This is a genomic window from Enterobacter sichuanensis, assembly GCF_002939185.1.
Lineage (GTDB): Bacteria > Pseudomonadota > Gammaproteobacteria > Enterobacterales > Enterobacteriaceae > Enterobacter > Enterobacter sichuanensis.
Map to the genome: position 1 here is coordinate 37,473 of NZ_POVL01000040.1, position 11,451 is coordinate 48,923.

The window sequence follows — 11,451 nt, forward strand, 5'->3', positions numbered from 1 at the left end:
ACTGATAATTTTTACTTTCGCTCAAGGAGTTCCTATGTCTGGTTGGTTCGAATTAAGTAAAAGCAGTGATGGTCAGTTCAGGTTTGTGCTGAAAGCTGGAAACGGGGAGATCATCCTGACCAGCGAGCTTTACACCAGTAAAAGTGCCGCCGAAAACGGCATTGCTTCCGTACGCACGAACAGCCCGCAGGACGAGCGTTACGAAAAGAAAACAGCCTCGAACGGTAAGTTCCATTTCAATCTCAGGGCGGGTAATCATCAGGTGATTGGCAGCAGCCAGCTTTATGCGACGGAACAATCGCGTGATAAGGGTATCGCCTCCGTCAAAACGAACGGGTCATCTCAGACGGTAAAAGACAATACCTGACAGCAGGACGCGCGCCGGGAGAACGGTGACGCGACCCGGCGCTTTACCTCCCTGCCCCGCAGCGCTACAATGCCCGCCCTTAAAGTGGGGGATCTCCCCTTACCGCTGCACCGTGTGCACGCGGATCTGACCTGTCATCAGAACGAGAACAAACATGTTTAAACCGGAACTCCTTTCCCCGGCGGGAACGCTGCAAAATATGCGTTACGCTTTCGCCTATGGTGCCGACGCTGTCTACGCGGGCCAGCCGCGCTACTCGCTGCGCGTGCGTAACAATGAATTCAACCACGAGAACCTGCAGCTCGGCATCAATGAAGCGCATGCGCTGGGCAAAAAATTCTACGTGGTAGTCAACATCGCGCCGCACAACGCCAAGCTGAAGACCTTCATCCGCGACCTGAAGCCGGTGGTGGAGATGGGGCCGGACGCGCTGATCATGTCGGATCCGGGTTTAATCATGCTGGTTCGGGAGAACTTCCCGGAGATGGATATTCACCTCTCCGTACAGGCTAACGCCGTAAACTGGGCGACGGTGAAATTCTGGAAGCAGATGGGGCTGACCCGCGTCATTCTCTCCCGCGAGCTCTCCCTGGAAGAGATCGAAGAGATCCGCACCCAGGTGCCGGATATGGAAATCGAAATCTTCGTTCACGGTGCGCTGTGCATGGCCTACTCCGGCCGCTGTCTGCTCTCCGGCTATATCAACAAGCGCGACCCGAACCAGGGGACCTGCACCAACGCCTGCCGCTGGGAATATAACGTCCAGGAAGGCAAAGAGGACGACATCGGCAATATCGTCCACAAGCATGAACCTATCCCGGTGACTAACGTTGAGCCTACACTGGGCATCGGCGCGCCCACCGACAGCGTATTTATGATTGAAGAAGCCAAACGTCCGGGCGAGTACATGACCGCCTTTGAAGATGAGCACGGCACTTACATCATGAACTCAAAAGATCTGCGCGCTGTTGCTCACGTCGAGCGGTTGACCCAGATGGGCGTGCACTCCCTGAAAATCGAAGGCCGCACCAAATCCTATTACTACTGCGCGCGCACCGCGCAGGTGTACCGCAAAGCCATCGACGATGCCGCCGCCGGTAAACCGTTCGATACCAGCCTGCTGGAGACCCTGGAAGGCCTGGCGCATCGCGGCTATACCGAAGGCTTCCTACGCCGTCATACCCACGACGACTACCAGAACTACGAGCACGGCTACTCCGTATCCGAGCGCCAGCAGTTTGTCGGAGACTTCACCGGCGAGCGTAAAGGCGCGCTGGCGGCCGTAGCGGTGAAAAACAAGTTCACCAAAGGCGACAGCCTGGAGCTGATGACCCCGCAGGGCAACATGAACTTCACGCTGGAGCATCTGGAAAACGGCAAAGGCGAAGCGATTGACGTAGCGCCGGGGGACGGTCATACCGTCTGGCTGCCGGTACCGGAAGAGGTGGAGCTAAAGTTTGCGCTGCTGATGCGTAATTTCAACGGTGAAAGCACCCGAAACCCACACGGCAAATAGTTAATCGGGGAAATTTTTTCGCGCTGGGATAATTCTTAGAATCGGATCACATACCGCTTCGTTCAATACGGGTATTATCCCCCCGCTGAAAAACATAACCCATAAATGCTAGCTGTACCAGGAACCACCTCCTTAGCCTGCGTAATCTCCCTTACGCGGGCTTATTTTTTTGCACCGTTCAGTCCACTTATTAAGAATCAAATTGCAAAGACCCACCATATGAAGGGTGTTGGGCAGTACTATCTCGGGTACAATCCGGAATCCTCAGAATATTACACAATCTGGAATATACGTTTTTGGTTTGATTCAGTCTTTTTCATATACAGGAAGTAATTGACCCGGACATGATAAAATACATCAAGAAGAGCCTTGCATTAAGTACTCTGATTACACGTCAAATGGCGACTGACGATCTCCATCGGCTTGAATCATTGAAAGATCGCTTAAAAGGTCAGTTCGGTGTTCCTGTGGGTGTACATATGACAGGCATACCCTTAGCAATAAGTACCTTACTCACTATTTTTTGCTACGCTATGCTACAAGTTTCTGTCTGGATGTTGCTATTTCGCCTGCTCGGCTTACCTGAGTTTAAGGTAATGATGGGGGTATTCCTTGCAGCAGTGGTGTATTGCATGGTTGTGATGAGCACGATGTTTCTAACTGCCAGAGGATCCTTAACGGGATATAAACTGCATATTTCTGTCATTACACTGACTGGCTTGATGAGCATCGTTTACTTTATCTGGACGTGGGTTTCGCTTTTATTCAGCTCTGTAGAGAATTACACACCGCAAATAACCTCACTATTAGGATTGGGATTTTTCTGCCTGAATATCGTGTGGATGAATACATCGGTCTTTTACCGTTCAATTGCGCTAACGCTACATAATCGGGTGTGGCGTAAGCAGTTGAAAATAGAGGAAAAGCAAACGGCAGGACTCAAACGTTAAGGGTATGAGTCCTTTGAGGAACCGGCATATAAAAGATAAAGGCCATGAAGGGGGATAAATCCCCTTTCCGCAGCCTTATTTTTGCCTTTCATCCTGTTCTTACCCGCTTTTTTTCTCTCTGCTATACACTCTTATTAACGCTAAAAAAGGGAGCAGCGAGGATGGCAACCTATCCAGACAGTTTATTGATTCTCAATGGCAAAAGTGCAGGCAACGATCTGTTGCGCCAGGCAATTACCGAACTACGTGAAGACGGTGCGCGAATTCACGTCCGGGTGACATTCGAAAAAGGTGACGCAGCACGGTACATCGATGAAGGCATTCGACTGGGCGTCAAGACCATCATTTCCGGCGGCGGCGATGGCACCATCAATGAGATCGCCTCTGCGCTTATCGACCTGCCCCCGGCAAACCGCCCGGTGATGGGCATTTTACCGCTCGGCACCGCCAATGATTTTGCCACCAGCGCCGGGATCCCTGAGGAGTTAGCGAAGGCGCTTCAGCTGGCTATCCTCGGTAAAGCTACCTCCGTGGACATTGCTCAGGTGAATGATAAAACCTGCTTTATCAATATGGCGACCGGCGGGTTTGGCACCCGCATCACCAGCGAAACGCCGGAAAAACTGAAGGCGGCGCTGGGCGGCGTGTCATATCTGATCCACGGCCTGATGCGCATGGACACCCTCAAACCTGACCGCTGCGAAATTCGCGGCGAGGATTTTCTGTGGCAGGGCGACGCGCTGGTGATTGGCATTGGCAATGGACGCCAGGCGGGTGGCGGACAGCAGCTGTGCCCGGAGGCGCTGATTAATGACGGTCAGCTACAGCTGCGGATTTTCACGGGCGACGGCCTGCTGCCCGCGCTGTTTACCACGCTGACGCAGCCGGAAGAGAGCCCAAATATCATTGCCGGGAAATCGGCATGGTTTGAAGTGAATGCCCCGCACGGGATGACGTTTAACCTTGACGGGGAACCGCTGAGCGGGACGCAATTCCGCATTGAGGTCTTACCCGGCGCGCTGCAGTGTCGGTTGCCGCCGGACTGTGCGCTTCTGCGCTAATTGTATTGCCGGGTGGCGGCTACGCCTTACCCGGCCTACATTTCGCCCTCAGGTCAGGCAATCGTGACTTTGCTGTCCAGATAGACGTCCTGCACCGCATTGATCAGCTTCACGCCGTCGGCCATCGATTTCTTAAACGCCTTACGGCCCAGGATCAGCCCCATGCCGCCCGCGCGCTTGTTGATAACCGCCGTACGCACCGCGTCTGACAGGTCAGTATCCCCGCCCGCCGCCCCGCCGGAATTAATCAGCCCCGCACGGCCCATGTAGCAGTTCGCCAGCTGGTAGCGCACAAGGTCTATCGGGTTATCGCTGGTCAGCTTGCTGTACACGCGGTCATCGGTGTAACCGAAGTTCACCGCTTTGTACCCGCCGTTATTCTCGGCCATTTTCTGCTTCACAATATCCGCGCCGATGGTGGCCGCCAGGTGGTTCGCCTGACCGGTCAGGTCCGCAGACACATGATAATCCACGCCCTCTTTTTTGAACGCCGGGTTCCGCAGGTAAGCCCACAGCACGGTCACCATGCCCAGCTCGTGCGCACGCTCAAACGCCGCAGAGATCTCTTCAATCTGACGACGGGACTGTTCAGAGCCGAAATAGATCGTCGCCCCGACGGCGACCGCCCCCATATTGAACGCCTGCTCGACGCTGGCGTAGAGGGTTTGATCATACTCGGTAGGGTAGCTGAGCGTTTCATTGTGGTTGAGCTTCACGAGGAACGGAATGCGGTGCGCATAGCGACGCGCGACCGAGGCCAGCACACCATAGGTGGACGCCACGCAGTTACAGCCCGCTTCAATCGCCAGCTCAACAATGTTCTTCGGATCAAAATAGAGCGGATTCGCTGCGAAAGAGGCACCCGCCGAGTGCTCAACGCCCTGGTCTACCGGCAGAATAGAGAGATACCCGGTGCCACCGAGCCGCCCGGTGTTGTAGAGCGTCTGCATATTTCGCAGCACGGCAGGCGGACGGTTGTTATCGACCATCACGCGGTCGACGTAGTCATGACCAGGCAGATAAAGCTGGTCGGCTGGAATGGTCATACAACGATGCTGTAAAAGGCTGTCGGCGTCTTTGCCAAGCAACTGCGCAATATCAGTCATGTGATACTCCCGTAAGTCCGACGTCGTGTCGGTGTGTGTTTATCCAGTCCCATTATTTCTGGGCAGACTAAGCCTGGTACCGACTTAACAGATTTTCCACCTTTTGCATTTTTTTCAGCACAATCTGCTGGCTCGATTCGTGTACAACAAAACTGTTACATTGATCAAACAATCACCACAAAGGTATTTAAAAGGTATTATTGAATGGTATGTTAAAGGCGTACCCTCTGACATGCAGGATTAAACAATGAAAACGAAAGTCCAACTGTCATTCATGATGTTTGTTGAATGGTTTATCTGGGGAGCCTGGTTCGTACCGCTGTGGCTGTGGCTGAGCAAAAGCGGGTTTACCGCCGGGGAAATCGGCTGGTCTTACGCCTGTACCGCTATTGCCGCTATCCTCTCACCTATTCTTGTCGGCTCGCTGACTGACCGCTTCTTTGCCGCGCAGAAAGTATTGGCGGTGCTAATGTTTGCCGGCGCGATTCTGATGTACTTCGCCGCACAGCAAACCCAGTTCAGCACCTTCTTCCCGCTGCTGCTGGTTTACTCCCTGACCTACATGCCCACCATCGCGCTGACCAACAGTATTGCCTTCGCCAACGTGGACGACGTCGAGGCCGATTTCCCGCGCATCCGCGTGATGGGAACTATCGGCTGGATCGCCTCCGGGCTGGCGTGCGGCTTCCTGCCGCAGATGCTGGGCTACAGCGATATTTCCGATACCAATATTCCATTGCTGATGACCGCGGCCAGCTCCGCCCTGCTCGGCGTGTTTGCCCTGTTCCTGCCGAACACGCCACCGAAAAGTACCGGCAAGCTGGATTTCAAAGTGATGCTGGGGCTGGATGCGCTGATCCTGCTGCGTGACAAAAACTTCCTGGTGTTCTTCTTCTGCTCGTTTCTGTTCGCCATGCCGCTGGCCTTCTACTACATCTTCGCCAACGGCTATCTCACGGAAGTGGGAATGAAAAACGCCACCGGCTGGATGACGCTCGGTCAGTTCTCTGAAATCTTCTTCATGCTGGCGCTGCCGTTCTTCACCAAACGCTTTGGTATTAAGAAGGTCTTGCTGCTGGGCTTGATCACCGCCGCTATCCGCTACGGTTTCTTTGTTTACGGCGGCGCAGAACAGTACTTCACCTATGCCCTGCTGTTCCTCGGCATTTTGCTGCATGGGGTGAGCTACGACTTCTACTACGTCACCGCGTATATCTACGTGGATAAAAAAGCGCCGGTGCATATGCGCACCGCCGCGCAAGGCCTGATTACGCTCTGCTGTCAGGGGTTTGGTAGCCTGCTGGGCTACCGCCTCGGCGGCGTAATGATGGAAAAAATGTTCGCATACAAAGAGCCGGTGAATGGGCTGACCTTCAACTGGGCCGGAATGTGGACATTCGGCGGGATCATGATTGCTGTGATTGCCGTGCTGTTTATGCTGTTTTTCCGCGAATCGGACACTGAGATCACCGCAATTGAGGTGGTGGATGGCGATTCTGCGCTGACACAAGGGGAAGTTAAATGAAACAAGAACGTGTTCTCGGTGCCCTCTATGGGCAGGCGTTAGGGGATGCGATGGGCATGCCGTCGGAGCTGTGGCCGCGAAAGCGCGTCAAAGCGCACTTCGGCTGGATAGACCGCTTCTTACCCGGCCCGGCGGAGAATAACGCGGCCTGCTATTTTAAGCGCGCGGAGTTCACCGACGATACCTCAATGGCGCTGTGCCTGGCGGATGCGATCATTGAGTGCGAAGGGGAAATTAACGCGGATGTTATCGGCAAACATATTCTGCGCTGGGCGCTCGATTTCGACGCCTTTAACAAGAACGTGCTTGGCCCGACATCGAAAATCGCGCTCAACGCTATTCGTGACGGGAAACCGGTCAGCGAGCTGGAAAACAACGGTGTCACCAACGGGGCGGCGATGCGTGCCTCCCCGCTGGGCTGCCTGCTTCCGGCGACGCGGCTGGAACACTTTGTCGCGCAGGTGGCGCTGGCCTCCAGCCCGACCCATAAATCTGACCTCGCGATTGCCGGCGCGGTGGTGATTGCCTGGGCGGTTTCACGCGCCATCGACGGGGAACGCTGGCAGAACATCGTCGATGCCCTGCCGGGTATCGCCCGCTATGCCCAGGAAGCGAAAACCACTACCTTCAGCGCCTCGCTGGCGGCACGTATTGAGCTGGCGCTGAAGACCGTACGGGAAGCCAACGGTATCGACTCCGCCAGCGAGCGGATTTACCAGTTGACTGGTGCGGGCACCAGCACCATTGAGTCCGTTCCGGCGGCCATCGCAATGGTCGAACTGGCGGGAACCGACCCGAACCGCTGCGCGGTGTTATGCGCCAACCTGGGCGGAGACACCGACACCATTGGCGCAATGGCGACGGCCATCTGCGGGGCGCTCCACGGCGTGCAGGCCATTAACCCGGCACTTAAAGCCGAGCTCGACGCTGTCAATCAGCTTGATTTCGGCCATTACTGCGAAAAACTGCTGCACTACCGGGAGCAAAGGGAGGGGGTATGAGTTCATTTGCCCAACGCCTGGAAACCCTGCACGCCACGCGCCCGGTGACGGTACTGGGCGCGGCGGTGATTGACGTCATCGCCGACGCCTGGGCCCTGCCCTGGCGCGGGTGCGATATCGAGTTAAAACAGAAGGGGGTAAATATTGGCGGCTGCGCGCTGAACACGGCCATCGCCCTGAAGCGGCTCGGCATTTCGGCGCAAAACGCCCTGCCTGTCGGCCACGGCGTGTGGGCGGATATTATTCGTAACTCGATGGCGAAGCAGGATCTGCACAGCGCCGTGGAGGCCGAAACCGGCGACAACGGCTGGTGTCTGGCGCTGGTGGAGCCTGACGGCGAGCGCACCTTTATGTCCTTTAGCGGCGTGGAGAACCAGTGGCAGCAGCGCTGGCTGGCTGCGCTTCACGTTCCGCAAAACAGCCTGGTCTATTTGTCCGGCTACCAGCTGGCCTCGCCGTGCGGCGAGCTGCTGACGGGCTGGCTGGAAGGGTTGCGGGACGTGACGGCGTTTATCGATTTCGGCCCACGCATTGCGGATATCCCTGACGCGCTGATGGCACGGATTATGGCCTGCAGGCCGATCGTCTCGCTGAATCGTCAGGAAGCGGAGATCGCTGCTGAAAGACTGGATGTGGAGGCTGAGAATCTGGGTGAGGTATGGCAGGAGCGTTTCGGCGCCGCGCTGATTGTGCGCCATGATAAAGACGGTGCTACGTGGTATGACGGGAACGCCTCAGGCGTTGTTCCGGCGTTTCCCGCCACGGTGGTGGACACCATTGGCGCTGGCGACAGCCATGCGGGCGGTACGCTTGCGGGGCTGGCCGCGGGATGGGTACTGGCAGACGCGGTGCAGCTCGGCAACGCGGTGGCCGCGTGGGTGGTCAGCCACCGCGGCGGTGATTGCGCCCCGACGCGCGAGGCGCTACTCCTCGCACACAAAGACGTATAGGTCGCTGCGACAGTAGCTGATGCTGTACTCAATCGGCCGGTGCTGCTGATCGAGCGCAACCTGCTTGATCACCAGCACCGGTATTTTTTCATCCATCTTGATGTGCGCCTGAAACTCGCTGTCCGGCATGCGGGCGCTAACGCGCGAGCGGGTACGCTGCGGGAAAATATTCTGGCTGCGGAAGTAATCGTAGAGCGAAATACCGATCGCATCCGGGTCGGGAATTAACCCAACCGGCACCCAGGACTCCTCAATCGAGACGGCGTCCTCGTCAACGTAGCGAATACGTTTGAGCAGGAATACCTCGCTCTCAGGGGGGATGGAAAGGTGATTCGCCACCTCTTCCGGACACTTTACCACCCGCTTGTTGACCCACAGCGTATTCGGCTTTTGACCGCGCAACACCACCTGCTGGGAAAAACCGCGCGCCTCTTTCAGGGAATATTCGAAGATATTGTTGATTTGCGTGCCATAGCCGCGGGCGCGCGTCACCACGCCCTCTTCCTCCAGCGCCTGCATCGCTTTACGCACGGTGATGCGCGACACGCCGGTTAACTGACTCAGATCGCGCTCGCCGGGCAAAATATTACCGTGCTCCAGCACCCCGCTGCGCACCGCGTTTTTTACCGTTTCGGCAAACTTCAGGTACAGCGGCGTGTTATCGGGCGCGGCGATCCGTTCATTCAATTGAGCGATTAACCGGGTATGCGCTTGTTCCATCTCTGTTTTTCTCAGGCGTGATGTGTTCTGCCAGTATAAGGCCTACCACCATGCATGAAAATGGTGAACCGGCCCAATACCGTGACCCACTTCCAGAGTATCGGCTTTTGCCAGCGCTGCGGAGAGCCAGGCTTTCGCTTCCTGCACCGTATCGGCCCAGTTTTCATGCCGTGGACGCAGCGCCGCCAGCGCGGCCGAGAGCGTACAGCCCGTGCCATGGGTATTTTTGGTTTGCACGCGCGGGGCGGTGAAACGCACTTCGCCTTCGCGAGTGAAGAGCCAGTCCGGACTTTCAGCGTCATCCAGATGCCCGCCCTTCATCAGCACCGCCCCGCAGCCCATCGCCAGCAGGGCATTCCCCTGCTCTTTCATTTCACGCTCAGTTTGCGCGTGCGGCGCACCTAACAGCGCGGCAGCTTCAGGCAGATTAGGGGTAATGAGCGCCACCTGCGGCAGCAGCTTTTTGCGCAGCGTCTCCACGGCGGAAGCGGAGAGCAGCGGGTCACCACTTTTTGCCAGCATGACGGTATCCAGCACCACGTTTTGCACCTGATAACGCTTAAGCCGTTCCGCCACCGCTTCAACAATGTCCGTCTCGGCCAGCATGCCGATTTTGGTGGTATCGATGCGCACGTCGCTGAACACCGAATCCAGCTGTGCGGCGACAAAATCGGGCTCGATACGGTAGACCGACTGCACCCCGCGCGTATTTTGCGCCACCAGCGCGGTGATCACCGAGCAACCGTACGCGCCAAGAGCCGAGAACGTTTTCAGGTCAGCCTGGATACCGGCGCCGCCGCTGGGATCGGTGCCGGCAATGGTCAGGGCGTTAATCCGTTTCATGCCGGTACCTCCAGCGTGTAAAGCGCATCCAGGAACGCGCTGGCAAAACTGCCCGGGCCACGAGAGTGCGCAACGGCAACCGATCCGGCCCGTTTCATCCAGCCGCAGGCGGCAGCGACGTTATCCAGCCTGTCGCCCGGCAGCGAGCAGCTTGCCGCCACAACGGCAGAGAGCGCACACCCGGTGCCCACCACGCGCGTCATCATCAGGTCACCGCCCGTGACCGTGCGGGTTCGTTGTCCGTCGGTGATGTAATCCACTTCACCGGTGACGACCACAATGGCGTTGGTCTGGCGGGCCAGCGCCTCGGCAGCTGGCACCGCGCTGGCAGCGGTATCGGTCGTATCAACGCCACGTCCACCCGTGCTCATGCCGGCAAGGGCCAGGATTTCGGAGGCATTGCCGCGAATGGCCGCCGGTTTCAGGGCAAGAATTTGATGGCAAAAACGGGTGCGGAACGCCAGGGCGCCCACCGCCACCGGGTCCAGCGTCCAGGGTTTGCCTGCCTCCACTGCACTTTCAATGGCACGACGCATCGACTGGGCGCGCGGTACGGTTAGCGTGCCAAGGTTAATCAGCAGCGCATCGGCAATTTCGGCAAACTGTTCAGCCTCTTCGGCTTCAATCACCATCGCGGGGGATGCGCCAAGCGCCAGCAAAACGTTGGCCGTAAAGGTCTGCACGACATCGTTGGTCATACAATGCGTAAGCGGAGAACGGGTTCGGAAGTGGTGTAAAACGTGTAAATCGAGCTGGTCAGGCTGCATGGTTTCGCTCCTGCCTTGCGTGAAGAAGCGATGACCGGGAAGGCATCTGACTTCCCTACGCTGGCATTATCCAGATCAGGTAATACGGGTATTTCTCAGCCTTCACAAAGAAGGGCACCCCGAGTCATTTGGTACATTTCTGTTACTTTTTGCCAGATTAGGGGAAGTTGTTTGCTGACGCAAGCCCGCCCTTCCGCTTATCGCTTCTTCACGCTGTACCTCGGTTTGTACCCCACTCTAAATATGAAAAAAGTCGCCATTAAGCTCCTTTGTTACATTAGTCATGATATCAAAGCATATCCTGTTGCCCCTGACCGTATAGAACGTAAAATGACCAGGCACATTCAGGAAAGGAGGCTTTATGGATATCGCGCTGCTCAACAGGGGATGGAACAGAACCTGGTCAGATACCATGGTAAATCTGGAAGCCCGGAAACTCGTCGAAACAGCAAACCGGCTGTCAGCATTCTATTTGCAAGATGGGATAACACGTATCAAGTTTGTCGAAGAGATGAAACAGGTCGTAGAAAAGGAGTTTGAGACAGCGCGGCGAGCTAAAACAGACGAAGAATGCATTGTATGCATCAAAAATCTGCGTGCTGAAACAGACAATCTGCTTGAACAAGAGCGTCTGTTAAGAACTAA

The 11,451-nt window shown here is 56.3% G+C and carries 11 protein-coding genes, 1 pseudogene and 1 riboswitch; of the genes and pseudogenes, 8 read left to right on the forward strand and 4 right to left on the reverse strand.

Features of this window, described 5'->3' with window-relative positions:
* Window positions 1-34: 34 nt before the first annotated feature.
* From C5687_RS17085 to yegS, 4 genes are all read left to right on the forward strand, one after another.
* The gene (locus C5687_RS17085) at window positions 35-367 is read left to right on the forward strand and encodes a YegP family protein (RefSeq protein WP_025758706.1); all 333 of its coding nucleotides are present in this window, start codon (window positions 35-37) and stop codon (window positions 365-367) included.
* 154 nt (window positions 368-521) lie between these two features.
* Window positions 522-1,883: a prephenate-dependent tRNA uridine(34) hydroxylase TrhP gene (gene trhP / locus C5687_RS17090; RefSeq protein ID WP_025758705.1), complete on the forward strand. Its 1,362-nt coding sequence runs from the start codon at window positions 522-524 to the stop codon at window positions 1,881-1,883.
* 344 nt (window positions 1,884-2,227) lie between these two features.
* Window positions 2,228-2,833, forward strand: coding sequence for a hypothetical protein (locus tag C5687_RS17100; protein WP_025758704.1), 606 nt, complete (start codon window positions 2,228-2,230; stop codon window positions 2,831-2,833).
* A gap of 161 nt (window positions 2,834-2,994) precedes the next feature.
* Window positions 2,995-3,894 carry a lipid kinase YegS gene (gene yegS / locus C5687_RS17105; RefSeq protein WP_104557431.1) on the forward strand — a complete coding sequence of 300 codons (900 nt, stop codon included), beginning with the start codon at window positions 2,995-2,997 and terminating at the stop codon, window positions 3,892-3,894.
* 53 nt (window positions 3,895-3,947) lie between these two features.
* On the opposite strand, the gene fbaB is transcribed toward yegS, so the two are convergent.
* A complete protein-coding gene (gene fbaB / locus C5687_RS17110) occupies window positions 3,948-5,000 on the reverse strand; it encodes a class I fructose-bisphosphate aldolase (protein WP_025760285.1) in 1,053 nt (350 codons plus the stop codon).
* Window positions 5,001-5,247: 247 nt separating this feature from the next.
* Here fbaB and C5687_RS17115 point away from each other — a divergent pair, with 247 nt between their 5' ends.
* Genes C5687_RS17115 through C5687_RS17125 form a run of 3 tightly spaced genes read left to right on the forward strand, consistent with a single transcriptional unit; the run spans window position 5,248 to window position 8,476 of the window.
* A complete protein-coding gene (locus C5687_RS17115) occupies window positions 5,248-6,525 on the forward strand; it encodes a nucleoside permease (RefSeq protein ID WP_094919095.1) in 1,278 nt (425 codons plus the stop codon).
* A complete protein-coding gene (locus tag C5687_RS17120) occupies window positions 6,522-7,526 on the forward strand; it encodes an ADP-ribosylglycohydrolase family protein (RefSeq protein ID WP_104557432.1) in 1,005 nt (334 codons plus the stop codon). Before C5687_RS17115 ends, C5687_RS17120 begins: the two co-directional genes overlap by 4 nt.
* Window positions 7,523-8,476 (forward strand): PfkB family carbohydrate kinase, encoded by a 954-nt coding sequence (locus tag C5687_RS17125; RefSeq protein ID WP_104557433.1) that lies wholly within the window; start codon window positions 7,523-7,525, stop codon window positions 8,474-8,476. Before C5687_RS17120 ends, C5687_RS17125 begins: the two co-directional genes overlap by 4 nt.
* Here the strand turns inward: C5687_RS17125 and C5687_RS17130 are convergent.
* Genes C5687_RS17130 through thiM form a run of 3 tightly spaced genes read right to left on the reverse strand, consistent with a single transcriptional unit; the run spans window position 8,450 to window position 10,806 of the window.
* Window positions 8,450-9,196: a GntR family transcriptional regulator gene (locus C5687_RS17130; protein ID WP_025760289.1), complete on the reverse strand. Its 747-nt coding sequence runs from the start codon at window positions 9,194-9,196 to the stop codon at window positions 8,450-8,452. The genes C5687_RS17125 and C5687_RS17130 overlap by 27 nt on opposite strands.
* Window positions 9,197-9,238: 42 nt before the next feature.
* A complete protein-coding gene (gene thiD, locus C5687_RS17135; RefSeq protein ID WP_095450418.1) occupies window positions 9,239-10,039 on the reverse strand; it encodes a bifunctional hydroxymethylpyrimidine kinase/phosphomethylpyrimidine kinase in 801 nt (266 codons plus the stop codon).
* Complete coding sequence (gene thiM, locus C5687_RS17140; protein WP_104557434.1) at window positions 10,036-10,806, reverse strand: hydroxyethylthiazole kinase; 771 nt, start codon at window positions 10,804-10,806, stop codon at window positions 10,036-10,038. Before thiM ends, thiD begins: the two co-directional genes overlap by 4 nt.
* Before the next feature lie 35 nt (window positions 10,807-10,841).
* Window positions 10,842-10,938, reverse strand: a riboswitch (TPP riboswitch).
* Between the two features lie 229 nt (window positions 10,939-11,167).
* Here thiM and C5687_RS17145 point away from each other — a divergent pair.
* Window positions 11,168-11,451 (forward strand): annotated as a pseudogene (locus C5687_RS17145) (DUF4225 domain-containing protein); the annotation flags it as partial.

What these genes read in the sequence shown, in the direction of transcription:
- C5687_RS17085 (WP_025758706.1), top strand. Translation starts at nt 35, where the DNA reads ATGTCTGGTTGGTTCGAATTAAGTAAAAGCAGTGATGGTCAGTTCAGG.
- trhP (WP_025758705.1), top strand. Translation starts at nt 522, where the DNA reads ATGTTTAAACCGGAACTCCTTTCCCCGGCGGGAACGCTGCAAAATATG.
- C5687_RS17100 (WP_025758704.1), top strand. Translation starts at nt 2,228, where the DNA reads ATGATAAAATACATCAAGAAGAGCCTTGCATTAAGTACTCTGATTACA.
- yegS (WP_104557431.1), top strand. Translation starts at nt 2,995, where the DNA reads ATGGCAACCTATCCAGACAGTTTATTGATTCTCAATGGCAAAAGTGCA.
- fbaB (WP_025760285.1), bottom strand. Translation starts at nt 5,000, where the DNA reads ATGACTGATATTGCGCAGTTGCTTGGCAAAGACGCCGACAGCCTTTTA.
- C5687_RS17115 (WP_094919095.1), top strand. Translation starts at nt 5,248, where the DNA reads ATGAAAACGAAAGTCCAACTGTCATTCATGATGTTTGTTGAATGGTTT.
- C5687_RS17120 (WP_104557432.1), top strand. Translation starts at nt 6,522, where the DNA reads ATGAAACAAGAACGTGTTCTCGGTGCCCTCTATGGGCAGGCGTTAGGG.
- C5687_RS17125 (WP_104557433.1), top strand. Translation starts at nt 7,523, where the DNA reads ATGAGTTCATTTGCCCAACGCCTGGAAACCCTGCACGCCACGCGCCCG.
- C5687_RS17130 (WP_025760289.1), bottom strand. Translation starts at nt 9,196, where the DNA reads ATGGAACAAGCGCATACCCGGTTAATCGCTCAATTGAATGAACGGATC.
- thiD (WP_095450418.1), bottom strand. Translation starts at nt 10,039, where the DNA reads ATGAAACGGATTAACGCCCTGACCATTGCCGGCACCGATCCCAGCGGC.
- thiM (WP_104557434.1), bottom strand. Translation starts at nt 10,806, where the DNA reads ATGCAGCCTGACCAGCTCGATTTACACGTTTTACACCACTTCCGAACC.